At 69.7% G+C, this 24,974-nt stretch carries 22 protein-coding genes, 1 tRNA gene and 1 pseudogene; 10 read left to right on the forward strand and 14 right to left on the reverse strand.

Annotated elements, in window-relative coordinates; genetic code table 11:
• Window positions 1–13: 13 nt before the first annotated feature.
• Genes ACIPPM_RS11205 through ettA form a run of 3 tightly spaced genes read right to left on the reverse strand, consistent with a single transcriptional unit; the run spans window position 14 to window position 2,782 of the window.
• On the reverse strand, window positions 14–697 hold the full coding sequence (locus ACIPPM_RS11205) for a hypothetical protein (RefSeq protein ID WP_401445770.1): 684 nt from the start codon (window positions 695–697) through the stop codon (window positions 14–16).
• The gene (locus ACIPPM_RS11210; protein WP_401445772.1) at window positions 694–1,110 is read right to left on the reverse strand and encodes an acyl-CoA thioesterase; all 417 of its coding nucleotides are present in this window, start codon (window positions 1,108–1,110) and stop codon (window positions 694–696) included. Before ACIPPM_RS11210 ends, ACIPPM_RS11205 begins: the two co-directional genes overlap by 4 nt.
• 7 nt (window positions 1,111–1,117) lie before the next feature.
• On the reverse strand, window positions 1,118–2,782 hold the full coding sequence (gene ettA / locus ACIPPM_RS11215; protein WP_401445774.1) for an energy-dependent translational throttle protein EttA: 1,665 nt from the start codon (window positions 2,780–2,782) through the stop codon (window positions 1,118–1,120).
• 439 nt (window positions 2,783–3,221) lie between these two features.
• Between ettA and ACIPPM_RS11220 the strand changes: the two genes are divergently transcribed.
• Window positions 3,222–4,478: a GTP pyrophosphokinase family protein gene (locus tag ACIPPM_RS11220; protein ID WP_401445777.1), complete on the forward strand. Its 1,257-nt coding sequence runs from the start codon at window positions 3,222–3,224 to the stop codon at window positions 4,476–4,478.
• Window positions 4,479–4,850: 372 nt separating this feature from the next.
• On the opposite strand, the gene ACIPPM_RS11225 is transcribed toward ACIPPM_RS11220, so the two are convergent.
• On the reverse strand, window positions 4,851–5,948 hold the full coding sequence (locus tag ACIPPM_RS11225; RefSeq protein WP_401445780.1) for a DUF1152 domain-containing protein: 1,098 nt from the start codon (window positions 5,946–5,948) through the stop codon (window positions 4,851–4,853).
• An 86-nt stretch (window positions 5,949–6,034) separates the two neighbouring features.
• On the opposite strand from ACIPPM_RS11225, the gene ACIPPM_RS11230 reads away from it, so the two are divergent.
• Both ACIPPM_RS11230 and ACIPPM_RS11235 read left to right on the forward strand, forming a co-directional pair.
• A complete protein-coding gene (locus ACIPPM_RS11230) occupies window positions 6,035–6,775 on the forward strand; it encodes a GntR family transcriptional regulator (RefSeq protein WP_401445782.1) in 741 nt (246 codons plus the stop codon).
• Window positions 6,776–6,897: 122 nt separating this feature from the next.
• Window positions 6,898–7,326, forward strand: a pseudogene (locus ACIPPM_RS11235) (ATP-binding protein); the annotation flags it as partial.
• Between the two features lie 37 nt (window positions 7,327–7,363).
• Here the strand turns inward: ACIPPM_RS11235 and ACIPPM_RS11240 are convergent.
• The 4 genes from ACIPPM_RS11240 to ACIPPM_RS11255 form a co-directional block, all read right to left on the reverse strand.
• Window positions 7,364–8,731 (reverse strand): Cys-Gln thioester bond-forming surface protein, encoded by a 1,368-nt coding sequence (locus tag ACIPPM_RS11240; RefSeq protein ID WP_401445784.1) that lies wholly within the window; start codon window positions 8,729–8,731, stop codon window positions 7,364–7,366.
• 310 nt (window positions 8,732–9,041) lie between these two features.
• The gene (locus tag ACIPPM_RS11245; RefSeq protein WP_401445786.1) at window positions 9,042–9,512 is read right to left on the reverse strand and encodes a single-stranded DNA-binding protein; all 471 of its coding nucleotides are present in this window, start codon (window positions 9,510–9,512) and stop codon (window positions 9,042–9,044) included.
• 314 nt (window positions 9,513–9,826) lie between these two features.
• Complete coding sequence (locus ACIPPM_RS11250; RefSeq protein ID WP_401446443.1) at window positions 9,827–11,611, reverse strand: GTPase; 1,785 nt, start codon at window positions 11,609–11,611, stop codon at window positions 9,827–9,829.
• 30 nt (window positions 11,612–11,641) lie between these two features.
• Complete coding sequence (locus ACIPPM_RS11255; protein WP_401445788.1) at window positions 11,642–13,252, reverse strand: dynamin family protein; 1,611 nt, start codon at window positions 13,250–13,252, stop codon at window positions 11,642–11,644.
• A gap of 271 nt (window positions 13,253–13,523) precedes the next feature.
• Between ACIPPM_RS11255 and ACIPPM_RS11260 the strand changes: the two genes are divergently transcribed.
• Window positions 13,524–13,596, forward strand: a tRNA-Arg gene (locus ACIPPM_RS11260).
• 176 nt (window positions 13,597–13,772) lie between these two features.
• Here ACIPPM_RS11260 and ACIPPM_RS11265 read toward each other — a convergent pair.
• The gene (locus tag ACIPPM_RS11265) at window positions 13,773–14,150 is read right to left on the reverse strand and encodes a DUF5958 family protein (RefSeq protein ID WP_401445790.1); all 378 of its coding nucleotides are present in this window, start codon (window positions 14,148–14,150) and stop codon (window positions 13,773–13,775) included.
• Between the two features lie 371 nt (window positions 14,151–14,521).
• On the opposite strand from ACIPPM_RS11265, the gene ACIPPM_RS11270 reads away from it, so the two are divergent.
• The 4 genes from ACIPPM_RS11270 (at window position 14,522) to ACIPPM_RS11285 (ending at window position 18,777) form a co-directional block, all read left to right on the forward strand.
• Window positions 14,522–16,261: an HNH endonuclease gene (locus tag ACIPPM_RS11270; protein WP_401445792.1), complete on the forward strand. Its 1,740-nt coding sequence runs from the start codon at window positions 14,522–14,524 to the stop codon at window positions 16,259–16,261.
• 366 nt (window positions 16,262–16,627) lie between these two features.
• Window positions 16,628–17,011, forward strand: a complete 384-nt coding sequence (locus tag ACIPPM_RS11275; RefSeq protein ID WP_401445794.1) for a DoxX family protein — start codon at window positions 16,628–16,630, stop codon at window positions 17,009–17,011.
• A 324-nt stretch (window positions 17,012–17,335) separates the two neighbouring features.
• A complete protein-coding gene (locus tag ACIPPM_RS11280; RefSeq protein WP_401445797.1) occupies window positions 17,336–18,295 on the forward strand; it encodes a D-2-hydroxyacid dehydrogenase family protein in 960 nt (319 codons plus the stop codon).
• 191 nt (window positions 18,296–18,486) lie between these two features.
• Window positions 18,487–18,777 carry a chaplin gene (locus ACIPPM_RS11285; RefSeq protein ID WP_401445800.1) on the forward strand — a complete coding sequence of 97 codons (291 nt, stop codon included), beginning with the start codon at window positions 18,487–18,489 and terminating at the stop codon, window positions 18,775–18,777.
• A gap of 137 nt (window positions 18,778–18,914) precedes the next feature.
• On the opposite strand, the gene ACIPPM_RS11290 is transcribed toward ACIPPM_RS11285, so the two are convergent.
• The 5 genes from ACIPPM_RS11290 to ACIPPM_RS11310 all read right to left on the reverse strand — a co-directional run bounded on the left by ACIPPM_RS11290 (window position 18,915) and on the right by ACIPPM_RS11310 (window position 21,839).
• The gene (locus tag ACIPPM_RS11290; RefSeq protein WP_401445803.1) at window positions 18,915–19,781 is read right to left on the reverse strand and encodes a tyrosinase family protein; all 867 of its coding nucleotides are present in this window, start codon (window positions 19,779–19,781) and stop codon (window positions 18,915–18,917) included.
• Complete coding sequence (locus ACIPPM_RS11295; RefSeq protein ID WP_401445805.1) at window positions 19,765–20,253, reverse strand: tyrosinase family oxidase copper chaperone; 489 nt, start codon at window positions 20,251–20,253, stop codon at window positions 19,765–19,767. The genes ACIPPM_RS11290 and ACIPPM_RS11295 overlap by 17 nt, the downstream gene beginning before the upstream one ends.
• A gap of 96 nt (window positions 20,254–20,349) precedes the next feature.
• Window positions 20,350–20,838, reverse strand: coding sequence for a DUF5949 family protein (locus ACIPPM_RS11300; RefSeq protein ID WP_388993802.1), 489 nt, complete (start codon window positions 20,836–20,838; stop codon window positions 20,350–20,352).
• Window positions 20,839–21,108: 270 nt separating this feature from the next.
• Window positions 21,109–21,396 carry a hypothetical protein gene (locus ACIPPM_RS11305; protein WP_388994491.1) on the reverse strand — a complete coding sequence of 96 codons (288 nt, stop codon included), beginning with the start codon at window positions 21,394–21,396 and terminating at the stop codon, window positions 21,109–21,111.
• A gap of 203 nt (window positions 21,397–21,599) precedes the next feature.
• Window positions 21,600–21,839, reverse strand: a complete 240-nt coding sequence (locus ACIPPM_RS11310; protein ID WP_384367249.1) for a chaplin — start codon at window positions 21,837–21,839, stop codon at window positions 21,600–21,602.
• A 570-nt stretch (window positions 21,840–22,409) separates the two neighbouring features.
• On the opposite strand from ACIPPM_RS11310, the gene ACIPPM_RS11315 reads away from it, so the two are divergent.
• A complete protein-coding gene (locus ACIPPM_RS11315) occupies window positions 22,410–23,573 on the forward strand; it encodes a glycosyltransferase family 4 protein (RefSeq protein ID WP_401445810.1) in 1,164 nt (387 codons plus the stop codon).
• The gene (locus ACIPPM_RS11320; RefSeq protein WP_401445813.1) at window positions 23,570–24,973 is read left to right on the forward strand and encodes an exopolysaccharide biosynthesis polyprenyl glycosylphosphotransferase; all 1,404 of its coding nucleotides are present in this window, start codon (window positions 23,570–23,572) and stop codon (window positions 24,971–24,973) included. The genes ACIPPM_RS11315 and ACIPPM_RS11320 overlap by 4 nt, the downstream gene beginning before the upstream one ends.
• Window position 24,974: the final 1 nt, after the last annotated feature.

The following is a 24,974-nucleotide window of genomic DNA, read 5'->3' on the forward strand; positions in this document are numbered from 1 at the left end:
TTGGGGGGCGGGTTCAGCGCACCGTGACGCCGAGCGCACCAAGTCCGGCGCGGCGTACGGCGATCGACCCGTAGGGGGTGCGCAGCCGGAGCCACGCCCCGGAGGCGAACAGGCCGGTCTCCTCGGCGCTGTCGGGGTCGGGGGGCCGAAGGAAGCCCAGCGAGTGCGCCGCGTGCACGGCTCGCACCGGGAGCCGGGTCGGGCCGACCTCGCGGGACCAGATCTCCCGCCCGATCCGGTCCAGCTCGGCCCGGGTGCGCAGCTCGGGCGCCAACTCCTCGGTACGGGACCGGAATTCGGCGACCGACTGGGCAACGGTCCGATGCAGTACGGCCGGACCGGGCAGCCCCGGCTCGGGCCGCCAGCCGCCGCGCGGCGGCAGCACCCCGGCCCACGGGGGCCCGGTGACGGCGGCGGGGACGGCGGCGGTGGCCGCCCGCTCGTCCACCGACTCCAGCAGTTCACCGGCGGAGACGGTCACGTCGAGGATGGCGTCGAGGCCGTCCTCGTACGGCTTGGCGAGGCGCACCGCGCGGACGGCGAGCACCTCGAAGGAGGGCGGCCGCCCGAACACGGCGAGCGCGGTCCCGGCCGCCTGGAGGCGTACCGCGGCCGCGCGGTCGTAGCGGAGCAGCCGGGTGAGGAAGGCGGCGAGGTCGGCCGCCTCCGTCTCGTCGGCGAGATGGAGCACCGTCATGCGGCGACGGCCTCCTCCTCGGCGGCCTCGTCCCGGTACTCCCGGAGGAACTCCCGCTCCTCCGCGGTGATCCGGCGCGGCCGCTGGGCCTCGAAGTCGAAGGGCACGACGACCGTGGAGGCCCGTACGTACACGGTGTCCGCGTCCTTCACCTCGTAGGTGATGGTGAAGGACGCGGCCCGGATCTCGGTGATCCACAGCTCGACGTCCACCGGGTGGTGCCGGTGGACGAGCTGCCGCTTGTAGTCGATCTCGTGGCGCGCCACGACCGACCCCTGCTGGAAGTCCTTGTCCGGGCGGAACAGGAAGTCGATACGGGCTTCCTCCAGATAGCGGAGGAACACCACGTTGTTGACGTGGCCGTACGCGTCCATGTCCGCCCAGCGCAGGGGGCAGCGGTAGATGTGGCGCAAGGTGCGATCAGCCCCGAGTCAGCTTCTTGTAGGTGGCGCGGTGCGGACGCGCGGCGTCGGCGCCGAGCCGCTCGATCTTGTTCTTCTCGTACGACTCGAAGTTGCCCTCGAACCAGAACCACTTCGACTCACCCTCGTAGGCGAGGATGTGCGTGGCGACCCGGTCCAGGAACCAGCGGTCGTGGGAGACGACCACGGCGCAGCCGGGGAACTCCAGCAGCGCGTTCTCCAGCGAGGACAGCGTCTCGACGTCGAGGTCGTTGGTGGGCTCGTCGAGGAGCAGCAGGTTGCCGCCCTGCTTGAGGGTGAGCGCCAGGTTGAGGCGGTTGCGCTCACCGCCGGAGAGGACGCCGGTCGGCTTCTGCTGGTCCGGGCCCTTGAAGCCGAACGCGGACACGTAGGCGCGGGACGGCATCTCGACCTGGCCGACGTTGATGTAGTCGAGCCCGTCGGACACGACCTCCCACAGCGTCTTCTTGGGGTCGAGGTTGGCGCGGGTCTGGTCGACGTAGGAGATCTTGACCGTGTCGCCGACCTTGATGCCGCCGGAGTCCGGGGTCTCCAGACCCTGGATCATCTTGAACAGCGTGGTCTTGCCCGCGCCGTTCGGGCCGATGATGCCGACGATGCCGTTGCGCGGCAGCGTGAAGCTGAGGTCGTCGACGAGGATCTTCTCGCCGAACGCCTTGTTGAGGTCGTTGACCTCGACGACGATGCTGCCCAGACGCGGGCCCGGCGGGATCTGGATCTCCTCGAAGTCCAGCTTCCGCATCTTGTCGGCCTCGGCCGCCATCTCCTCGTAACGCGCGAGGCGGGCCTTGGACTTGGCCTGACGCCCCTTGGCGTTGGACCGCACCCACTCCAGCTCTTCCTTGAGCCGCTTGGCGCGCTTGGCGTCCTTCTGGCCCTCGACCTTGAGACGGGTCTGCTTGGTCTCCAGGTAGGTGGAGTAGTTGCCCTCGTAGGGGTAGGCGCGGCCGCGGTCGAGCTCGAGGATCCACTCGGCGACGTTGTCCAGGAAGTACCGGTCGTGGGTGATGGCCACGACGGTGCCCGGGTACTTGGCGAGGTGCTGCTCCAGCCAGTTCACCGACTCGGCGTCGAGGTGATTGGTGGGCTCGTCGAGGAGCAGCAGGTCGGGCTGCTCCAGGAGCAGCTTGCAGAGCGCGACGCGGCGCTTCTCGCCACCGGAGAGGGTGGTGACGGGCCAGTCGCCGGGCGGGCAGCCCAGGGCGTCCATGGCCTGCTCCAGCTGGGCGTCGAGGTCCCAGGCGTTGGCGTGGTCCAGCTCCTCCTGGAGCTTGCCCATCTCGTCGAGCAGCGCGTCGGAGTAGTCGGTCGCCATCAGCTCGGCGATCTCGTTGAACCGGTCGAGCTTGCCCTTGATCTCGGCGACGCCCTCCTGGACGTTCTCCAGGACCGTCTTCTCGTCGTTGAGCGGGGGCTCCTGGAGCAGGATGCCGACGCTGTAGCCCGGGGAGATGTAGGCGTCACCGTTGGAGGGCTGCTGCAGCCCCGCCATGATCTGCAGCACGGTCGACTTACCGGCACCGTTCGGACCGACGACGCCGATCTTCGCCCCCGGCAGGAAGTTCAGGGTGACGTCGTCGAGGATCACCTTGTCGCCGTGCGCTTTGCGCGCCTTGCGCATGGTGTAAATGAACTCAGCCAAGAGAAACCGTCCGGCAGCTTGAAATCTGGCAGTGGGCAGATACACCCCATCTTGCCGTACGGCCAGGGGTAGGTGGTAACCCGTTCCGGCGGAGGGCTGTGAGCTGGGGGTTCATCGTGGACAGCTACGGCTCGTTCGCCGCCGTCAGTCAGCGCTGTCCCGTCCTCGCGCGCCCTATGGGCGGCACACACGTGATCACTCAAGGCACATGTGATCACTCAAGGGAGTGCCCCCCCCTTCACACAGTCGTTGCTGGTGCCATCCCGGGCGGTACGCCTACGGCTGGGCCGACAGTCGCCACCCTGACCCCAACCGGCTACGGACATCAGGGGGTGCTCCGGCCCACCGCACGAATGGCACGGAGGGGATCGTTTCCTACCCCAACCACCCATTCTTGCGGCACCATACACTTACAGCCAGACCAACATCGGGGGGGACTATGAAACTGATCAATGACTTCATCGCCCGCTATTCGAGAGAGTACGACTTTTATAGCCAGGCCGCGCGCCTAACCGCTCAAACCCTAGAAAGGGATCTGAGAAGGTCAGGCATTCGCTGCATAGTTACTCATCGCGCGAAAGACATCACACGCCTAGAAGAAAAATGTCGCCAACGCGCACTAAAGGAGAAATATGAAACGATAGAAGAGATATACGAAGACATTGTCGATCTCGCCGGCGTCCGCGTCGCACTCTACTTCCCAGGCGAGCAGGATCAGGCAGAAAAGGCCATATATCGCCTATTCGAAGTGCACAGAAAGCGATCGTTCCCCGACCCGGAAAAAAAGCAGAACCCTGCAAAAAAGTTCTCCGGATATTCGGCGCATCACTACCGCGCTCGACTCAAAGAGCACACCCTAAGTGATCTAGATAGGCGATACGCTAAGGCCCGCGTTGAAATTCAGGTAGCCTCGGTACTAATGCACGCCTGGTCGGAGGTTGAACACGACCTCATCTACAAACCCCTGGCAGGAGACCTATCTGATGCGGAACTGGGGATCTTGGACCAACTCAACGGGCTGGTCATCGCGGGCGAGCTGTCACTTAGAATGCTTCAGGGAGCGGGAAAGGACAGAGTCGCTAGCAACGGCAGGTTTCTCAATCACTACGAATTGGCAGCTCATCTACTCAGCCAGGCGGGCCATATATTTGGCGAGCCAGTAGGCGACTCTGGGCTAGGTCAGGTGGACCTCTTGTTCGATTTCCTGACACACTTGAAGAAGGAGACACCATCCGATCTGGCCCCATATTTGGCTTCCTTGCACGATAACGTTGAAATGCGCCCCCTTGCAGAACAAGTAATTGATACCCTTCTGGCAGAAGACCCTTCGCTATACGAGAAGTTCAACTCACTATACGTTGACTCTCTAGATTCTTCGGACAACCCAGGCTCCGAAAGCGCGGCAATGCATCAGCAAATTGGGCGATTTATGACCAGCTGGGTCTCGCTAGAAGAGCTGCTGAGACGGCTTGCCTCAGATATAAACGGCGAACGAGCTTCGATGCCCACAGCCCGCCTACTCAACAGCCTGTATGTCCTCGACACGGAGACTCGGCATGAAATCGACCTGCTGCGGCGGGTGCGCAACAACGTAGTACACGGAAGAGAAGTACCTCCTCCTGCGTATCTGGCTGAAGCAATCGAAAGAATCAAAATTATTACGGATAGGGTACGGCGAATCGACTTGCCTGACTAAAGATGTGCGCCAAAGCGCACCCAAAAACGAACACTGAATGGAACGTCGCCATAGGGACTCTGGCCAGAAGCCGATTCGGCATGAATGATCACGGGCCCCTTTCCTTCCGCATGCGGCCAGCCTGCGCCCGACACAGCAAGACCTTGGGGCCATAATCTTCGAGACTCCTCCGAAGTCACTGTCTAGAGTTAGGGAACTACCATCCCACCTCGCTCGGGAACCGCTGCCTGCGGACACAATCCGGTACTCACTCAATATTTTGCGGAAGCAGCAGCAGGAGAAATAGTGCAAGCTACTTATTTCTGTCGACCGGCTAACCAACATCGGTTCAGCGCTGAGCTGTAAGACACCAGGCCATGGATGCCAGAGCTGCTACATTAGCCCTCTCTCCATACTCCACAGAGGAGCTGCATGCTGTTCTGGGCGGTACGCGAGGAGTAGTCTACGCAATGCACCGAACTGCTTGCCGTTGAAATTCAGAGCCTCGGCGATGTAGCGAAACGTTGCATGAGTGACACCACCCTCGCGGGTTTCCGCTTCGAACTCGTCCAAATGGGACAATACCGTTTCGCTGACTTGCGCCCACGGTGCTCCATTTTTCAGGCGCGCCGCCTTGGATCGCTCATAGTCGATTTCTGAGGAGCCGCACACTCGTCGGCTGTGTGCACCGGCCGCATGGAGCGTTGCCGTTCTAGTGAGAGCACAGGCCAAAGTATTGCGATTCATCGCGTCGTCGACATCGACCTCGTGAACCCTCGGGCCCGCATCTGTGAGGGGCACAGGTAGGCCAGCATCCCTGATCTTGCAGATCCCTCGGATCCCTCGGGCTGTTGCAACGAGGATCGCGGTGGCTTCTGACGGGTGCCATTCGAGAATAGCGCTGATTGGTTCCGTATCGCTCGCCGTTAAGGTGTGGACGACGGGGCCCAGCATCGGACGGAGTTCGTCAGCAGATAGTTCGCCGTCCAGACCCGGTCCTGCCACTAAAAGTCGGACCGGTGCGCTCACTTGAGACGCAGCGGCCAGCGCCAACGCGTCGGCGAGTGGGCTCCGTAAGGTCGGTTCGTCGCCTCGCGCCAGGATGTCGCCGCCTACATCCAGGAGATCGACCGATTCAGGGTTCAGGTGGTCGATCAGCTCTTGGAGTTGGCGGGTGATACCCACCGCGCCCTCGTACGGGTCCAGCAGGGCGAAGGTGTGCGGGAGTTCTACGGCCAGGCGCGGGAGCGTGGAGCCTGCTGGGGGGATCGGCTTCGTCTCGGGCGTCACCGCCCAGACCGACGGGGTCAGGCGGGCCAGCCCCGTGAAGTCGCCGGCGCCGCGCGGGCCTGGGAGTGGGTCGATCAGCAGGCGGTCCCATGCGTAGGTGAAGATCACCGCCGGATCCTCGTCACCGTACAGAGCACTGCTCAGCATCGCGGCGGCGATCGCGTCGCCTCCTCCGCCCGCTGCGACGATCAGTCTCGTCATGCAAACCAGCGTACGAGTTTGGGCGTTGATCGGTCACCCTATAGTGGCTAAAGGCCATAGCCACTTGGACGATGAGGGAGGGGAGCATGCCTCAGATCGAGGAGGCTCAGCCGAAGTATCTCCAGATCGCGCACTTCATCCGCGACCAGATTCTCCGGGGTGACCTGCGACCCGGAGACGAGGTGCCCTCGGAGCGGCAGCTCGCTGCCGACTGGAAGGTGTCCCGGCCGACCGCGGCACGCTCGCTGGAGGCGCTCAGCCACCAGGGTCTTGTCGAGAAGCGGCAGGGGTCGGGAACGTACGTCCGGAGTCTCGAAGTCAACCGGCGAGCACGCGAGTTGTACGGGCGGGCTCGGCAGACCGGGAAGATCTACAGCCCCGGCGAGTACGCGGTCATCACGTCGGCCGGCTGGAGCGAGGCACCCGGGCATGTCGTGGAGGCGCTCGGCCTGGGCAAGGACCGGCAAGTCGTGCACCGGCGCCGTGTCACCAACGATCAGGACGTTCCCATCACTCTGTCCACGTCGTGGTTCACACCGGAGGTCGGCCACAAGGCGCCGAAGCTCACGGACCCCGAGCGGATTCAGCAGGGCACGCTTCTGTACATCGAGAAGATGACCGGTAGGCAGGGCAGCTACGCCGAGGACCGGATGTGTGCGCGCTCCGCCACGGAGGAGGAAGCGGCCGACCTGCGGCTGGAGCAGGGATCAGCCGTACTCGTCGTTCACCACGTCGTCTTCGACCTCCAGGATCGCCCGCTGGAGTTCGCCGAGGCGACCTATCCGCCCCATCGCTGGGCGTTCGAACAGGGCTATCCGCTCATCTGACCACCCCTCGGGTTGCGCCGAACCGCTTGCACGCCAGAAGTGGCCAATGCCACTATCCAGTAAGTGGCTAAGGCCACTTGGCGTCCATTGCCACGGTGACTACACCCGCAAGGAGTGCATGCATGGCTTACGTACTCGACCGCGATCCATGCCCGGAGTCGCCCCGCATGGGGGCGATGACCTTAGAGCCGGTCCCCGAGTCGGTGGCCCGCGCCCGGCGCTGGTTCCGGAGGTTCATCACCCCGTACGCCCCGGCCTGCTCCATCGACGACTGCGTGCTGATGATCTCCGAGCTGGTCACCAACGCCATTCTGTACGGGCGTTCGGAGGACCCGTGGACCGTCCGCGTCGAGTGGTACCGCGAGGGGACGTCGCTACGGGTCGAGGTCCACAATCCCGGCTTCCCGGCCAACGTCCATCTGCGGCAGCCCGACGCCAGTGACGCCCACGGGCGCGGGCTGCTGTTGGTCGATTCCATCGCCGACTCATGGCACGCAGGGCCGAGTTACTTCGGCGGGACGGTCGTCTCCTTCGTCGTCAGCGGTGCCTGGACCGAGCTGGGCGAGCAGCAGGAGGCGGGAGTAACCCCTACTCCCCCGCCCGGTTCTCCCGCCCCCGGAGGATCACCAGCGCAGCCCCGCCGATGACGACCAGCCCGATGGCCGCGCCCGTGATGACCGGGGTCAGGGCGGAGCCGCCCGTCGCCGCCAGGTCGGTGCCCGTGGGGGCGTCGCCCGGGAGGGTGATGGGGGTGGGCTCGCTCAGGGTCTGGGCGGAGGCGGCCGTGGCCGGGCCCTGGGTGGCGCAGTCGAGGACGCCGGTGAAGCGCTGGGTGAAGCCGTTCGGGCCGGTGACGGTGAAGTCGTAGGACTGGTCCTCCTTCAAGGGGACCGTGATCGTGTCGGCCTTGCCGGGGGCGACCGTGTGGGAGGTGCCCATGAGGTCGAAGGTGAACGGCGCGTCGCCCTTGTCGGCGACCGTGACGTCCACGCCGCCCTTGGCGCAGTTCTTGCGGGCCGACACCGCCGGTACGGCACCCTCGGCGGCCCAGGACGCGTCGACGGTCGCGGAGACCGTGGACTCGCTGGACCCGGCCAGGATCTGCGTCTGGCTGCGCGACTCGGAGGCGAAGGCACGGCCCACCGGCACCGTGGTCGACGCCTGTACGGCGACCTGCACCGCGGCGTCCGGCGCGCCCTCGGGTATGTCGAAGTACAGCTGGGTGCCGTCCTGCGCCGAGGTGATCACCTTGCCGGTGCGGTCGATGATCCGTACGCCCTGGGCCGCCGCGTCCGCCGGGGGCGAGACGATCACGCCCGCGGCGTCGGTGTGCACGGTCACCGGGCCCAGCAGGTCACCGGGGCGGCCGGAGACCGCGGGCGGGTCCAGGGTGAGCGAGGCGCGGGGCTCGGCGGCGGGGCGGGCGCTCTTCTCCAGGTAGTCGGCGAGCTTCTCGGCCTGCGGGTCGGCCGCGTCGACCTTGGCCGCGTCCGAGTAGCGCCAGATGGCCACCTGGGTCCCGGCCGCCGCGTCCTGCTCGGTGAGCCCAGTCGCACCGGCCTTGCGGGCGAGTGCGGCGAGGTCGTTCACCTGCGGGTAGGAGTGCTGGAGTATCCAGCGGACGCGCCCGGCGTTCTGATTGGTGCCCAGCGAGGTGCCGATCCAGGGGGTCTCCTGGTACTTGGCGTCGCGCTGGGTGGCGTTGTGCAGGTCGACGCAGTACGTCTGGAGGGTGCCGCCGCCGTCCACGGACATGTCGAACAGCCCGGCCGGTACCCGCAGATCGGTGCCGCCGTCCTCGTGGATCACGGCCTCGCCGTACGTCTTGAGGCCGTTGATCGTGGCCGTCGCACCGTTCTGCGTCTGCGGTCTGTCGTCGGCCAGGGCCGTACCGGCACCGGACAGCACACCCGCCGCCGCCAGCCCGCAGGCCAGGGTCAGTGCACCGGCCTTCACGGGCACGGTGAACCGGGTCAACCCAGAGAACGCAGAAAGCACAGAATTCCCCTTCGAGCAGGACCCGTTGGACTTGGGGGGCGGTCCCACCAGCAGAAATCACCAACCCCTAGGGGGTGTTCGCCTGGGCATCCTATGGATCAACGAAGCCCGTACCCGGCGGTCGGATGGTCGTACGACTGATCCGAGCTGTAATCGTTATCGCGAAGGCGCGTCACGAGCTGGGCTTATCGACAAATCCACCGCTTTGGATGGGGCGTTCGCGGCGCATTCGCCGATAAGCCGCGTCTCGGTCAGGTGACGGGTGACGTCATGTCACCAAGACTTCTTCCGTGCTCTGTTGACTCTCCGGTTCCGAAGGCGGCGGTGTCTCCCACTGCGGCTCCGGACGCGTCTCCGCCCGCGCTGGTGTCTCCGGTTTCGCCGAGCGCCGGAACGCGGCCGTCCCCCGTGTCAGATCGTGGCCGATCGTCACCGCGTCGATGTCGGCCGACGCCCACGCCTGCTGCTGTCCTTCGCGCACCTCCGTGCGCACCTTGAGCCGCCCCTGCACCACGAGCGGCTGCCCGACCTCCACGGAGGCGGCCACGTTGACCGCGAGCTGCCGGTTGGCCCACACCGTGAAGAAGTTGGTGTGCCCGTCGGTCCAGACGTTCTTCTCCCGGTCCCAGTACCGCGCGGTCACCGCGAGCCGGAACCGGGCCGACGGGCCGTTCGGCAGCTCCCGGTACACCGGCCGCGTCGCCACATTGCCCACCACGCACACCACGGTCTCGTTCATCGTGATCCCCTCCCTCGCCCGGCGCTCACCGCCGGACAGCCGGTGCCGCGACGGGCCTGTCCCGCACGGCTTCCTGATGCCGTGCGGCGCGCACCGGTCTCACTCGTGGCGCGCCGCACGACCGCCGACCGCGAAGCCCGCCCGTCCCCACCTGATGTGCCGGGCAGGCGGTGCGATCGCCGTGGCACCAGACTGCGCCCACCCGCCCCCATCGCGCCCAGCGCTGTGGACAGCCCCCCGCTTGTGGACAACTCCGCCACCCGATCAGGTGGGCGCACTCTCCACAGGCCGCCTCGGCCCACCCCGGCCCACCTCTACCGCCCGGCCCCCACCCCTGCGATCCGCCCGTACTGCTCCCGCACCTCCCGGTACCGCAGCAGCTCCGCCGCCACCGGGTCCAGCACCCGAGCCCGTCCACAGCTCGCCGCCGCCTCCCGCAGCCGACGCTCCGCCTCCTGCCCGTACCGCCGCGCGGGCCCCCGTGCCGCCATCCGACAGCCCCACTCCACCAGCGGCCCGCCGACGATCCCGCACAGCATCAGCAGCACCGGCACGCCCAGATTCGGCGCGAGCACCCCCGCGATCTGCCCGACCAGCCACACCCCGCCCACGATCTGCAGCAGCGTCATCGCGGCCTGCACCAGCACCGCCACCGGCCACCAGCCCGGCCGGGGCGGGCGTCCCGGCGGCAGCCCGGCCTGGCCCGCCAGCTCGTCCAGCGACTCCGACAGCCCCTGCGACCCCCGTACGGCCGCCTCGCGCACCGCCTGCGCCCAGGGGGTGGGCAGCTCGGCGGCGGCCTGGTCGGAGACCGTACGGACCGCCTGCTCCACCCGTTGGCGCGCGGTCGCCTCGGCGTCGTTCTGCCTGCGCACCGGCAGGCTCCCGGTCTGCGGGCCGCCGCGGTCCTGGTACCAGCGCCACAGCCGCAGCCAGGGCGTCCCGCACGCGCGGTTGGCGCTGCGCAGCCAGGCGCGTTCGGCGGCCTCCCCGGCGGCGGTGGCACCGACCGCGTCCGCGAGCCGCCCGGAGAACGCCTCGCGCGCCTCCTCGCTGAGCCCGACGCCCTGCCCGGCGGCGTACACCGGGCGCAGGTCGGCGGCGGCCGCGTCCACGTCGGCCGAGACACGGCGGGCGGCCGCGCCCCGCTCGGCGACGAACGTGCCGAGCGCCTCGCGCAGGTCGCCGACGCCGTCGCCGGTGAGGGCGGACAGGGCGAGCACGGTGGCGCCGGGTTCGTCGTACTCGCCGAGCGCGATGCCGTCCTCGTCCAGCAGGCGGCGCAGGTCGTCGAGGATCTGGTCGGTGGCCTCGGCGGGCAGCCGGTCGGTCTGGTTGAGGACGACGAACATCACCTCGGCGTGGCCCGCCATCGGCCGCAGATAGCGCTCGTGCAGCGCGGCGTCGGCGTACTTCTCCGGGTCGACCACCCAGATGACCGCGTCGACCAGCTTGAGGACCCGGTCGACGTGCTCGCGGTGCTGCACGGCGGCGGAGTCGTGGTCGGGCAGGTCGATCAGGACCAGCCCGCGCAGCTGCGCCTCGGCCTCGGCGCTCTGCAGGGGGCGGCGGCGCAGTCGGCCGGGGATGCCGAGGCGGTCGATGAGGGTGGCGGCGCCGTCGCTCCAGCTGCACGCGATGGGCGCGGCGGTCGTCGGACGGCGCACCCCGGTCTCGGAGATGGGCACCCCGGCGAGCGTGTTGAACAGCTGGGACTTGCCGCTGCCGGTCGCGCCCGCGATGGCGACGACGGTGTGCTGCCCGGACAGCTTGCGCCGCGCGGTGGCCTCGTCCAGGACGCGGGCGGCCTCGGCGAGGGTCTGGTTGTCGAGGCGGGCGCGGGACAGCCCGACGAGTTCACGCAGCGCGTCGAGGCGGGAGCGGAGGGGGCCGTCGTAGGCCAGCGGCGCCGGGGGGCCGCTCGTCGCCCCGCGCGCGGGGGGCTCCTGGGGTGCGCCGTCCTCGGTGGCGCGGCGGGCGATGAGGCCGTCGTCCCAGGCGCCGCCGTCGGCGGGGACCTCGTCATCGGGACGCTGATCGCCCTCCACGCGCGCGTGCGGCTCCTCGGCGGTGGGGGCCGTGTCGTCGACGTGATCCATCTGGTCCTTCTGGGCGGCGGCGGTCACCGGTCACCTCTCCTTCTGCAGTACGGACAGCGCGGCGATCAACTCGGCCTGCGACTCGGCGTGGACGTCCAGGGCGTCGATCGGGGCGAGACGGCGCTCGCGTTCGCCGTGCAGGACCCGGTCGACGTGCTCGGTGAGCAGGCGTCCGGCGCGGTCGCGCAGCCGCAGCGCGCCGTGCGCCCCGATCCGCTCGGCCAGCCCCTCGCCCGCCGTACGCGCCCGGCGTCCGCCCAGGACGACGGCCGCGGCGAGCGCGGCGACCGTCTCGGCGTCGGGGGCGTTGCCGCGTTCAAGCTCGCGCACCTCGTCCTCGGCGTACTCCTCCAGCTCGCGCCGCCAGCGCCGTACGGCGAGCCCGATGCGGTGCTCGGCGCTCTCCGGGGAGAGGTCGCGGTCGGCGAGTTCCGGGGCGGCCGCGGCGGGTTCGCGGCGCCACGCCTCGTCCACGCGCTCGTCGGCGGCGGTGACGGCGCACAGCAGCAGCGCGCCGAGGCTCTCCGTGAGGGCGTCTAGGAGTTCGGCGGCGGTGCAGTCCAGCGGGTAGGCGCGCCAGCGCTTGAGGGCGTCCCCGGCGAGGACGGTGCCGGACTGGAGCCTGCCGCGCACGCGCGCGTGCTCGCTGTCGTAGGCGCCGTCCACGGCGGAGGTGAGGCGGAGGGCGGCCGCGTACTGGGCGGCGGCGGCGCTCGCCAGCTCCGGCATGCGGACGGCCAGCGAGTCGAGGAGGCCGTACGCCGTACGGGTGAGGGCGCTGCGGCGGGCGCCGGGGTCCTGGGTGTGGTGGTGCAGCCAGGTGCGCAGCGAGGCGACGGCGGAGGCGGGCAGCAGTCCGCCGCCCCAGGCCGACTCGGGCAGCTCGGGCACGGTGAACCGGGGCACCTCGCCGAGCCCGGCCTTGGTGAGCAGGGCGCCGTACTGGCGGGACACCTCGGCGACGACCTGGTGCGGGACGCGGTCCAGGACGGTGATCAGGGTGGCGCGGTACTCCTTGGCGGTGCGCAGCAGGTGCCAGGGGACGGCGTCGGCGTACCGGGCGGCCGTCGTGACCATGATCCAGATGTCGGCGGCGCAGATCAGCTGGGCGGCGAGTACGCGGTTGTCGGCGATCAGCGAGTCGACGTCCGGCGCGTCGAGCAGGGCGAGCCCGCGCGGGAGGGTTTCGGCGGTCTCGACGCGGAGCACGCGCGCGTGCTCGTCGACGGGGATGTCGCCGTCCTTGGCGGGCTTCTCCTGGTGCGGCACCCAGCGCCGGGTGAGGTCGGGCAGGACGCGCATGCCGCTGAACCAGTGCTGGTCCTCCGGATGGCAGACGAGCACGGGGGTACGGGTGGTCGGCCGGAGCACGCCCGCCTCCGTGACCCGCCGCCCGACCAGGGAATTCACCAAGGTCGACTTCCCGGTCCCGGTCGATCCGCCGACGACGGCCAGCAGGGGCGCCTCGGGCGAGCGCAGCCGGGGTACGAGATAGTCGTCCAGTTGGGCGAGCAGCTCGTCCCGGTTGGCGCGCACACGCGGGGCTCCCGCCAGGGGGAGCGGGTAGCGTGCGGCGGCGACACGGTCGCGCAGAGCAGCGAGTGCGTCGAGCAGCTGAGGGCGTACGTCCAAGGTCACCACATGCGAAGAATGCCCAATTTTAGGGGAATTCTGAAGCATATGGACATGCCTGCGCGCCGAAGGGACAGACCGGACGGAAGGGATGACTGGGACGCGGGCCCCCTCCGGGCATAACGAGTGCACAACACCCGGCGCGTCAGGGCGCAAAAGCGATGCATGATTCGTACCCGCCTGCGATTATCTTGACCGCTTCACCGAACCTCCACATCGAGCCACGGAGGCGCGGCGACGGGGTCAAGGAACGGGGAGCTTTATCCTTGACCCGCACCAGGCCCCCGTAGCTCAGTGGATAGAGCAGGCGCCTTCTAAGCGCTTGGCCGCAGGTTCGAGTCCTGCCGGGGGCGCGTCTTCTGGCCCGCCCTGCGGGGAGGGCTTTTTGCTGGTCAGGGGTGGTTTCGGTGAGTGTGACTAGGTCCCGGCCTCTCCCGCAGCCTCCAGCCGCCGTTTGAGATCAGGAAGCTGTCCCTCGACGCACCGGGCGTAGGCGGCCAGAAGCACGGGCGCGCGGGTCGGAGAGATCTCAGCTTGCGTCTTGTGGCGGATCCGGCAGGTTGTGCCACGGGTGACCACATCCGCCAGCACAGTGCAGCGTCCGCCTGCGGGTGTCGGCAATGCTGAAGAGGGCGACGAGCAGGCTGAAGGACTTGGCCAGTTCGTAGGCCGGCAGCGCTTCCATTCCGAAGCGCCACTTCGTGAGCATCACCGCCGACGTGTGGGTAGGGCGGATGCCGGAACGCGCGATGCTCTCCGGCACGTCCTCTTCGCGGGCGCGGGCCTGCCCGCAGAAAAGCACCAGTGCGTGCAGGACTTTGCGTTGGTCACTCTCCGAGAGGCCCTTGAACCATTCGCGGCCGTCGCCCATGGGTCTGAGCCCCTGTGCGAGTTCGTTCAGAATCACCTCGTGTGCATACAACACAGGCTGCCACCCCCACGGTCCAGACCGACGGTACGCGCACAGCGATCCACGACAGCACCGTTTCCCGCGCCCTGATGGCACTGACATCTGAGGAAAGCAGCATGCTCCCCCGCCGAAGCCGCGCAGCGCGCCTCCAAGGGGGTCCGCATTCCGATTGAGTCGACGTACCGGGCGCGGATGGCCAGCACCTGTTGGCGCCCGGAGGCAGCCCCAGAGGTGGTGCGCGAGGGCAGCCGCCTCGTGGCGCTCCGAGGAGCCGACTAGGACGTCCGTCTCTCTCCCCCCCCCGGCGACATCGTCAGCGAGATTTGGCAAGATCAGCTCGTTCGGGCTGAGCAATACAAGGGGGGCCGATGGGGCAGCTACGGCTGGATGAGGTGTTCCGATCGTCGCGCATCACGGATCCGTCTGTCACGCATATCGACGGGTATCCGAACATCCATCACGCCACCGCGTCCGGCGTACTGCCGCAGATCCAACTGAGCAAGGGCATCAATCCGATCGCAAAAGTCAGGGCGGTCGGCGGCCCACGCCGCCCGGCGCTCCTCATTCGCTCGAGCCCGCTCAAGGCCGGCAGCGCAGAGACACCTTGGCATGACGTGTTCGACCTGGAGAACGGGCACGTGCGTTACTTCGGAGACCATCGCGTCGAGCACACCGTCCCGGTGGGCACCACCCCGGGAAACGCTGCGCTCTTGGAGACGTGGGCCTGCCATCGGGCGATGACCGAGCAGGAGCGGTGCTCAGCTCCACCCCTGTTGCTGTTCAGGACAGTGCCCAGGAACAACGCGCGCAAGGGATACGTGGAGTTCTGCGGCCTGGCCGTCATCGAGCGGATCGAGCAGATCGAACAGGAGCAGGACGGCCGGCCGTATCCGAATTACCGGTACGACCTGGCTGTGCTCGACCTGAGCAACGAGGGGGACCGTCTCGACTGGGCCTGGATCGAAGCGCGGGGAGACCGCGACCTCTCAGCAAGTCAGGCCCTCGCAGGTGCGCCCCTCTCGTGGCGTCAGTGGGTGGAGCACGGCAACGCGGTCCTGCCGGACGTGCTGCGGAGTGCGCCCGCGGGGAGTCCGTCCGAAGACGGTCCGACCGACGAGCGGAAGCAGGGTGAACTCACCCCCCGGATGCTCCTCAGGAAGCTGAAGACTCTCCGGGTCCATCAACAGGACGGCGTCAAGAGCAGGCACAAGCCGTTGGCCTTGCTATGGAGCATCGCCCAGGTGGTCCACGGGAAGCCGCGACTCTCGCCTTGGCGGACGTTCCGGGAAGATGTCGGGGAACTGCTCGGTGAGTTCGGTTCGCTGCATTCCTCGAGGACCCCGGAGTACCCCTTCTGGCATCTGCGCACAAGCGGGCTGTGGGAGCTGCATGGCGGCCCCTTGGGCAACAGCGGCAGTGTCGGTTCTTCGACCTTGGACAAGACGAACCCCACCGCAGGACTGAGCTCGGATGCAGCGCAACTGCTGGAGGACCCCTTCCTGAGGTCACAGGCAATAGCAGTCATAAAGGAGACATACCTCGCCGACGTCGACCAGCATGCTCTGATGCAGCGACTCGGCCTGCCCGGCTACGACACCGCGAGTGGCGTCGAGGCATCCATTGCCGACTTGATCTCACGCGCTCCGGCAGAGCGCCGTGACACCACCGTCTCCAAGATCGTTCGGGACACACCGATGGTGCGGAGGGCCAAGAAGATGCACGCCGACCACTGTCAGGTGTGCGGTATCCAACTGGCGACGCGCTTCGGTACCTACAGCGAGGGTGCCCACATTCGTGGCCTGGGCCGCCCTCACGATGGGCCCGACGAACTGGCCAACCTGCTGGTGCTCTGTCCGAACCACCACGTCCAGTTCGACGCCTTGGCAATCTACGTCGACGCTGCCGACGTCGTGAGGTATACCGCCGACGACGGCCCGATCGGCGAGCTGCGCCGCATCCCGGGGCATCCGATCGAAGAGGCACACCTCCGCTATCACCGTGCTCTCTGCGGTAGGGATACGCCCAGCGAGGAGAAGCAACCGAAGGAGATGCCGAAGCAGAGAACGTCCGAGCAATTGATCGTTCCCGGACCATCCTCCCAGGCTTGATCTCGGCCGAAGGTCTGTCACGTACCGGGGGCTGTGCCGCTGACCGCACCCCGGCCCGTCCTTCACGCGCACAGTGGAAACGCCGGTACCGTCCTGTCCCGAACCGCCCCAGAGAGTGCGCCCACGCCAACGACCACCACCCTCTGGCGCCTCACCGGCCCCGAAAGAGCTGCCCAGAGGGCCGGTGGACGGGCGAATCTCAAACTCTGGCTGCCAGAAGAGGATTTAGACGAGTCCAACGCGCACATCGTCGGCGAGATCAAGGTCGTGCACGAGTTCCGCTGAGCCAAGGGCATGTCACACATCGCAGCCCCCGCCCCGTCTCCCTCCCGGAAGGAATCTTGACCGGGTAGGGAAGTGGGACACATGGACCTCGCTCTGTGGGGCAGCGCCTGGGTGCTGGCCGTCGTGGCTCTTGTCGGGGGTGTCAGCAAGACCTTCGTGCCGAAGGAGAAGCTGGCCGCGGTGCATGGGGGAGGGTGGACCGAGGGGGTCGGCGCCCGGAGCGTCAAGGCGCTCGGCGTGCTCGAACTGCTCGCCGCCGTCGGGCTCGTACTCCCCGCACTCCTTCACCGCGTGCCGGTCATGGTCCCCGTGACCGCCGCCTGCTGGGTGCTGTTGATGATCGGGGCGATGCTCACCCACGGCCGACGGCGCGAGTTCAAGTTCGTCGTGCTGAACCTGGCCTACCTCGCGCTCGCCGCCTTCATCGCCTGGGGACGGTTCGGCCCGGAAGCGTTCACCGGCTGAACGCCTGCTGCCTGCGCTGCCTGCGCTGCCTGCGCTGCCTGCGCTGCCTGCGCTGCCTGCGACAATCCTCCGAGGGAACACCCTCCTCAAGGGAGCAGAGGACAGCGGGAATTGGGGTGCAGGCGGTCGTCAGCGGGTGTATGCCGCAGGCCGGTGACCTCGACATCGACGGACACTCCCGCCTCGCCCCCCTGGGCACGTTCCGCGGCAGCGCGGAGACCGTACGGCAGTTCATCCTGCCCAAGGCCCAAGCGCTCTCCCGCGGACCGCCAACGCCCGCCCAGGAAACCGCTGCCCGCGCGATGACACACAAGAAGGAGTGACATGCGGCTTCGCTGTGCCGTGCTCGACGACTACCAGGGAGTGGCCACCGAGGTGGCTGACTGGTCCCCGCTCGACGGGCGCGTGGACGTCGTCACCTTCCGGGAGCATCTCGGTGGCGAGGACGCCCTCGCCGCCGCGCTCGCCGACTTCGACATCGTCGTCACCCTGCGCGAGCGCGTCCCCTTCCCCGGCACCCTGATATCCCGCCTCCCCCGGCTGAAGCTGCTCATCGCCTCCGGGATGCGCAACAGCGTCATCGACTACGCGGCTGCCCAGGCGCACGGCGTCACCGTGTGCGGTACGGCGAGTTCGTCGACGCCTCCCGTCGAGCTGACCTGGGCGCTGCTGCTCGGGCTTGCGCGGGGGATCGTCGAGGAGAGTGGCGCGCTGCGGTCCGGTGGGCCCTGGCAGAGCACCCTGGGCGCCGATCTGCACGGGCGGCGGCTCGGGCTGCTCGGGCTCGGGAAGATCGGGAGCCGGGTCGCGGCCGTGGGGCTCGCCTTCGGGATGCGGGTGAGTGCCTGGAGTCCTCATCTCACCGGCGAGCGCGCCGAGGAAGTGGGGGTGGAACTCGCCGCGAGCAAGGAGGCACTGCTCGCCGACAGCGACTTCGTCTCCGTCCACCTCGCTCTGGGCGACCGTTCCCGCAAACTCCTGGGCGCCCCTGAACTCGCCCTGATGAAACCGACCGCGTACCTCGTCAACACCTCCCGCGCCGCGATCGTCGACCAGGACGCCCTGCTGGACGCCCTCCGTACGGGCCGCATCGCGGGCGCGGCCGTCGACGTGTACGACACCGAGCCCCTCCCCGCCGGGCACCCGCTGCGCACCGCCCCGAACCTGCTCGCCACGCCCCACCTCGGCTATGTCTCGCGGGCCAACTACCGGACCTACTTCGGCCAGGCGGTGGAGAACATCGAGGCGTACCTCGAGGGCGCACCCCTACGGCGACTCCCCTAGATACGTCCAGGTAGATACGTACAGGACATATCATCGCGAATCGCCCGCCTCAAGATTCACCCCCCGTAAAAGGGTGATCCCCCACCTTTCCCCCGTGACCCCCTCCCCCGCGCGCCGTTGTACGGGAAGTGCGGCGGCGAATTCGGCCGCTCCACTCCCCCGAGCGACACAAGCGACATAAGGAGAACGTCATGTCTCGCATTGCGAAGGCAGCCGTCGTGGCCCTCGGCACCGGTGCCGTGATGGTCGGTGGCGCCGGTCTGGCGCTGGCCGACGCGACCGCCGGGGGCGCGGCCGTCGGCTCGCCCGGCGTGGCCTCCGGCAACGTGGTCCAGGTTCCGGTCCACATCCCGGTCAACCTCTGCGGCAACACCGTCAACGTGGTCGGCCTGCTGAACCCGGCCTTCGGCAACACCTGCGCCAACGTCAGCACCCCGGCGCCCGTGCAGGAAGCCCCCGAGGGCTACGGCTACGGCAACTGAGCCCCGCCCCCTCCGCGAAGAGCCCCGGCACCCTGAGCGCCGGGGCTCTTCGCATGCCCGGAGGACATGTCCCCGCAAGAACCCGAAGGACATGCCTCCACATGTACCCGGAGGACATGTCCCCTCAAGACATGCCCTCACGCATACCTGTAGATCCCGCTCACATCCTCCAGCGAGTCCGGCGTGACGTTCCACGGCGGCATCTTCTCGTGCCGGGCGACGACCCGGCCGCGCTGCTTGTCACCGGGGCCGGGCTGGGTGGCGGGCAGGTAGCGGTGGCTCTTGTGCGCCCGCTGCCAGCGGTACCACTGGTAGTCGAGAAAGGCGTGGTGCAGCCAGAACACCGGGTCGTTGACGGAGGCGCCGCCGAGCATCGCGCCGCCGACCCAGCGGTGCACCCGGTTGTGGTTGTGCCAGGAGGCGCTGCCGCCGCCGGTCCCCCACCCCTCCAGCTTGTTGCGGAAGCCGCGCGTGACGGTCGAGTCCCACGGGGAGACGTCGTACGCCGTGTCGTCCAGCGCCCACTGCAGCTCGCTCCTGGTGGGGAGCTGGAGCGGGGAGGCGGCGCGGCCGAGGTCGCGGGTGAGGTACTTGCCGTCGGTGATGCCCTCCTTGATGGTCCAGTGCCCGGCCGCGTAGGCGAACGGCCCGGTGGTCACCTGCCGGTCGCTCTTGCGGCCGTTGCCGCCGAGGAGGTCCTTCGTCCAGGGCACGGACGTCGTGGCGCGGTCGCGGGTCCAGTCCCAGTACGGCACGGTCACCGAGGTGTCCACCCGGCGCAGCGCCCGCTCCAGTTCCAGCAGGAAGCGCCGGTGCCAGGGCAGGAAGGAGGGGGCCATGTGGGCGGCGCGCAGGCCCTTCTCGCCGTCCGCCGTGTAGTAGTCGATGTGCAGGCGGACGAGTTCGTCGTACTCGCCGCGCCGTTTCACCTCCAGCAGGGCGTCGACGAAGCGCCGCCTCTCGCTCGCGGTGAGGGCGGCGGCGTTCTTACGCACGTACGCCATGCATGCCCCCCATCCCGTGTCCCGCGTGCTCGCCGCCGACCGGACCGGGGGCCATCTCGCGCAGCCGCTGGCCGGGACCGATCTCGTCCACGGCGGCACGGGCCGCCTCCAGCGGGGTGGCGTACGAGGTGTAGTGGTCGACCATGCTCATCCAGGTGCCGTCGGCGCGGCGCATCAGGTGCAGCGGGCGTCCGTCGACGGTGATCTGCCAGTCGCCGTCGCCCGCCCCGCGCGCGACGGCCGGGACCAGGAAGCCCTGGATGCGGTGGCCGCGGTAGGTCTCGTCGAAGGAGTTACGGTCCCGCTCCCCGGCCGGGGGAAGAGGGCGGGAGGCGGCGACCACCGGGGCCAGCGCAAGCGCGGCCACCGAGGCCAGCAGGCCGCGGGTCACCTCCCGCCGTGAACGTGCGCCCGTACCCTCTCTGACCTGCCGTTCCGTCCCCACGGCCACACCACCGGCACCGACGACCATCGCTCACTCCCTCTTCCGCGGTTGGGCTTGTCCACAGCGGTAACCGCGCGAGGGCGCCCGGGGTCACCGCACAGCGGCCATCCGGGGGGCAGGAAGTCAGCGCAGGCTGCGCGCGGGCAGCATGACGTGGGCGGCGGTCATCAGGGTCTCGTCGGCACCGGCGAAGGCGGCCAGCGCGGCCGGGTCGACGTACACGCCGGGGCGGCCCTCGGGCCAGGCGCGGGTGGTGAAGACGAGGTAGGCGTGGCCGCGCCGGGCGACGGCGTCCAGCCACTCCGGCGGGGCGTCGGCCTGGGCGACGAGCTGGGGCAGCCGGACGACGGCCTGGCCGGCCTCGACGAGCAGCGAGACGGGCAGGCTGGGCCGGGTGGCGCCGTCGATGACGGTGCCGATGGTCAGGCCGTTCATCTCCAGCAGCTGGGTGACGGCGGCCGAGGTGGCGCGCGGTCCGCCTTCGGCGTCCCCGAGGGAGTACGCCAGCAGGTAGGGCATGTCCATGCCGTCGGGGGCCTCGCCGCTCCAGGCCAGGACGACGAGGGTGCCGAGGTCTGCGGCGCGGAAGGCTTCGCTTGTGGTTGAGGTCACCGCGCGACCCTATCCACGGGCCGGGGCCCGACCGGGGGGCCGCTCACTCGTCCGGGGGACTGCCGGGAGGTGCTCCACACGATCGGGGGAAGCGGCCTCGAAACCGGCGGACGCGGCCTCGAACACGAAGGGGGGAAGCGGCCGCGACAGGACGGGCACGCGGCCGCGACACGAAGGGGACACGGCCTCGCTACGCAAGGGGGGCGCGGCCTCGGCACGCAAGGGAGGGCCGGTCCGCGCGGTCGCGGGCCGGCCCTCCTCCCCGGTGACTCAGCTCTGCAGCGGCAGGCCGCCGAGCAGCGGGTTGTGCGTGTTCAGGGCGGTGGTCGCGCCCTTGACGGTGCTGAGGACGGAGTCCTTGTTCTCGGTGTTCAGCGCGTCCGACTGGTGCTGGAGCGGCATCACGTCACGCACCGTCAGGCCGCCCTTGGCGACCTGGTCGACGGCGCCGTTCAGGCTGCTCGGCGTCAGGTCGCCGGAGTAGGCGAACGCGGGCGCGGCCACGCCGGTGAGGGCGACGGAACCGGCCAGGACGGCGGCGGCCTTCAGGGACTTCATCATGTTCCTCTCCTCGGCAACTCGCGTCGCCCCAGGGATCTCCGACGCCGTGCCTAACGAGTCGCGGCCGGGCCGGAAACCGTGTGCACACAAGACATATGAGATTCCCCTGGTGTGGGGGGTGGTCATATACGCCAGCGGCCCGGCCGTCCGCTCACGCGGTGTGCGTGTGCGGACGGCCGGGCCGAGAGCTGCGTGCGACCTCAGTCGTTGACGCAGGTGTTGCCGAAGGCCGGGTTCAGCAGGCCGATGACGTCAATGGTGTTGCCGCAGATGTTGACCGGCACGTGCACCGGGATCTGGACGACGTTGCCCGAGAGGACGCCCGGCGAGTTCGCGGCGACGGCCTGCGCGCCGGAGTCGGCGGAGGCGATACCGGCACCGCCGGCGACGGCCGCCACGGCGGCGGAGGTCAGGACCAGACCCTTCGCGATACGCGACATGGAGAGGTGCTCCTTGAAAATCGAGACGAACGTCCGGGCGAGCTGCCCGACGCTGTGTCAACGCGTGCCGGGCCGAGGGGTTGTGCCGCCAAAGGGGTGATCTCCGCGAGAACCGCGGTGTCCCGCGCCGCGCGTTCGCGTCGTTGCGGCACCCCGGCGCCCGCGCTCACTAGAGTCGCGGCCCTCTCCTCCGTACCAGGTCCGGACGCCGCGCGGGGCGGGCACCGGCTCACGCTTCCGGGAGGCACCGTGCCGCGCCGTCGTACGCCGGGCGCACGGAAGTGGCCGGGCGAGGGTCCGCCGGACGACGTACCGGAGCGCACGACCGGCGCGGCGGAGCGCGTACGGGTCTGGCGCCACGGTGGCTACGTCATCGCGTCCGGCCGCGCACTCGAGGGTGGCCGATCTCGGCCGCGCCACGCGTCCGCGGCGGTGACCCGCCGGGCCACCTGCTCGTTCCTCACCGGGACGCGGCGAGGGCCGGTGTGCTCTGCACCGCGGAGGACGCCCGGCAGCGAGGCGCGGTCCCGACCAGACCAGAGCGCCCCCTGTGAGCGAGGTACCCCGCCCATGCACCAGCCAGTTTCCGACGCCCGAGAACGGGTCCTGCATGTCGCGCAGCCCGTCGACGGCGGTGTCGCGCGGGTCGTGCTCGACCTGGCGCGGGCCCAGCTCGCGGCGGGCGTGCGGGTCGTGATCGCCTGCCCGGGCGGCCGACTGGCCACGGAGGCACAGGAGATAGGCGCCGAGGTGCGGCTCTGGCGGGCCACCCGGTCACCGGGGCCCGCGCTGCCCGGCGAGGTACGGCGGCTCGCCCGCCTCGCCGGGGAGGTACGGCCCGCACTGGTGCACGCGCACAGCGCCAAGGCCGGTCTTGCCGCCCGGCTCGCCCTGCGCGGCCGGGTCCCCACCGTCTTCCAGCCGCACGCCTGGTCCTTCGAGGCCGTCGGCGGACCCACCGCCGCGCTCGCCCTGCGCTGGGAGCGGTTCGGCGCGCGCTGGGCCGAGCGGGTGGTGTGCGTGAGCGAAGCGGAGCGCATGACCGGCGTGCGCGCCGGGGTGCGCGCCTCGTACGCCGTGGTGCCCAACGGCATCGACCCCGAGCGTTTCTCTCCTGCGCCCTCGGCGGCGGCCCGCGCCGGGCTGCTGGACGGGCTCGGGGCCGGGCCGCTGGTGGTGTGCGTCGGACGGCTGTGCCCGCAGAAGGGCCAGGACGTGCTGCTGGCCGCGTGGGAGCGGGTGCTGCGCGCGGTGCCGGAGGCGCGGCTCGTGCTGGTCGGCGACGGACCCGACCGGGAGACGCTCGTCCGACTGGCGGGCCCTCGCGTGCTGTTCGCGGGTGACGTCGCCGATGTCCTGCCCTGGTACCGGGCCGCCGACCTGGTGGTGCAGCCCTCGCGCTGGGAGGGCATGGCCCTGGCCCCGCTGGAGGCGCTGGCCTGCGCCCGGCCCGTGGTGCTCAGCGATGTCGACGGGGCCCGCGAGAGCCTCCCTTCCGCGCTCGCCGGACGCTGCCTGGTACCGCCGGAGGACCCCGACGCGCTGGCCGCCGCCGTGACCGGGCTGCTGTCCGACGCGCCGCTGCGCGCGGAGCTCGGCGCCCAGGGCCGCGGGCACGTCCTGACCACGCACGACGTACGGCTGACCGCAGAGCGGATCGCGGACCTCTACCGCGACCTCCTCGGCACCCTGCCGTCCGTGTCCATCGAGCGCAGGGAGTCGACCCACCCGTGACCGCGGAAAGCATCGTCCCCTCGCCCAGCGCCTCCGGCATGGACTCCGGATACGCCGTACGGCCCGCGCGGGGCTTCCGGTTCCCGGTCCGGCGCCCGCACTCCCCGACCCTCCCGGCCCTGCCCCTGCTCACCGCCGATCTCGCCGCCGCCGTGGCGGGCGCGGTCGTGCTGGACTCGGCCGTGCGCGGGCCGCTCGTCTTGGCCGCGCTCGTCGCCACCGCCCTGCTGCTGCGGCCGCGCCCGACGCGTGCGGTGACCGGCGTGCTCGACGAACTCCCCTCCGTCTGCGGCCGGATCGCGGTGGCCTGGCTGGCGCTCGGCGCGCTGGCCGCAGCCGTGGAACCCGGCCACGCCCTGTCGCTGCCCGCGCTGCTGGCCGGCTGGTCCGCGCACGCGGCGGTGGCCTGCGTGGGCCGGACGATCGTGCACCGGCGGCGGCGGGTGGTCCGGCTGCGGCAGCCGAGTACCGCGCTGGTGATCGGCCCCGCCGCGACCGCCCAGCGGGTCGCCGCCGCGCTGCTGCGGCAGCCGGACTGCGGGGTACGCCCCGTCGGCGTGGTCACCGACCACCCGGACGGAAGCACCGGGCTCCCCGTGCTGACCTGCGGCGAGCAGGTGGAGCGGGCGCTCATCCAGAACGGCGTCGGCACCGTCCTCACCGTCGACCCCGCCGTGCGCACCGAGAAGGGCCCGCTGCTGCGGGCGCTCGCCGAGTCGGGCTGCGCGGTGTGGGAGGTGGACGCGGACTGCCCGGCGTACGAGATGCGGGAGCAGCTCGCCGGGTTCTCCGTACGGCGGCTCGACCTCGGCGCCCGGCGGCGCGGCAGCGTCGGCAAGCGGCTGCTGGACCTCGGGGTGTCGGGCGCCCTGCTGGTGCTGGCCGCGCCGCTGCTGCTGGCCTGCGCGCTGGTGCTGCGGCTCAGCCAGGGTCCGGGCGTGGTGTTCCGGCAGGAGCGCATCGGCCAGGGCGGGCGCCCCTTCACCCTGCTGAAGTTCCGCACCTACCGCCCGGCGGACGAGCGGGAGTCGGCGACCCGGTGGAGCGTGGCGGACGAGCGGCGGATGAACCCGTTCTGCCGTTTCATGCGCCGGACCTCGATGGACGAGCTGCTCCAGCTCTGGAACGTCTTCCGGGGCGACATGAGCCTGGTCGGCCCACGCCCCGAACGCCCTTACTTCGTCACGCAGTTCAGTCAGTGCTACCCCGGCTACGCGGCCCGGCACCGGATGCGTACCGGCATCACCGGTCTGGCGCAGGTCAGCGGGTTGCGCGGGGACACCTCGATCGAGGACCGGGCGCGCTACGACAACGCCTACATCGACAACTGGTCGCTGTGGCAGGACATCTGCATCCTGCTGCGCACCGCGGCCGCCGTCGTCCGGTCCACCGGGAGCTGAC

Source organism: Streptomyces sp. NPDC090119, from assembly GCF_044747085.1.
Taxonomy (GTDB): domain Bacteria; phylum Actinomycetota; class Actinomycetes; order Streptomycetales; family Streptomycetaceae; genus Streptomyces.

Excerpts from the sequence above, each read along its gene's own strand:
- ACIPPM_RS11205 (WP_401445770.1), bottom strand. The coding sequence starts at position 697 with ATGACGGTGCTCCATCTCGCCGACGAGACGGAGGCGGCCGACCTCGCC.
- ACIPPM_RS11220 (WP_401445777.1), top strand. The coding sequence starts at position 3,222 with ATGAAACTGATCAATGACTTCATCGCCCGCTATTCGAGAGAGTACGAC.
- ACIPPM_RS11225 (WP_401445780.1), bottom strand. The coding sequence starts at position 5,948 with ATGACGAGACTGATCGTCGCAGCGGGCGGAGGAGGCGACGCGATCGCC.
- ACIPPM_RS11230 (WP_401445782.1), top strand. The coding sequence starts at position 6,035 with ATGCCTCAGATCGAGGAGGCTCAGCCGAAGTATCTCCAGATCGCGCAC.
- ACIPPM_RS11245 (WP_401445786.1), bottom strand. The coding sequence starts at position 9,512 with ATGAACGAGACCGTGGTGTGCGTGGTGGGCAATGTGGCGACGCGGCCG.
- ACIPPM_RS11250 (WP_401446443.1), bottom strand. The coding sequence starts at position 11,611 with ATGGATCACGTCGACGACACGGCCCCCACCGCCGAGGAGCCGCACGCG.
- ACIPPM_RS11270 (WP_401445792.1), top strand. The coding sequence starts at position 14,522 with ATGGGGCAGCTACGGCTGGATGAGGTGTTCCGATCGTCGCGCATCACG.
- ACIPPM_RS11275 (WP_401445794.1), top strand. The coding sequence starts at position 16,628 with ATGGACCTCGCTCTGTGGGGCAGCGCCTGGGTGCTGGCCGTCGTGGCT.
- ACIPPM_RS11280 (WP_401445797.1), top strand. The coding sequence starts at position 17,336 with ATGCGGCTTCGCTGTGCCGTGCTCGACGACTACCAGGGAGTGGCCACC.
- ACIPPM_RS11285 (WP_401445800.1), top strand. The coding sequence starts at position 18,487 with ATGTCTCGCATTGCGAAGGCAGCCGTCGTGGCCCTCGGCACCGGTGCC.
- ACIPPM_RS11290 (WP_401445803.1), bottom strand. The coding sequence starts at position 19,781 with ATGGCGTACGTGCGTAAGAACGCCGCCGCCCTCACCGCGAGCGAGAGG.
- ACIPPM_RS11295 (WP_401445805.1), bottom strand. The coding sequence starts at position 20,253 with ATGGTCGTCGGTGCCGGTGGTGTGGCCGTGGGGACGGAACGGCAGGTC.
- ACIPPM_RS11305 (WP_388994491.1), bottom strand. The coding sequence starts at position 21,396 with ATGAAGTCCCTGAAGGCCGCCGCCGTCCTGGCCGGTTCCGTCGCCCTC.
- ACIPPM_RS11310 (WP_384367249.1), bottom strand. The coding sequence starts at position 21,839 with ATGTCGCGTATCGCGAAGGGTCTGGTCCTGACCTCCGCCGCCGTGGCG.
- ACIPPM_RS11315 (WP_401445810.1), top strand. The coding sequence starts at position 22,410 with ATGCACCAGCCAGTTTCCGACGCCCGAGAACGGGTCCTGCATGTCGCG.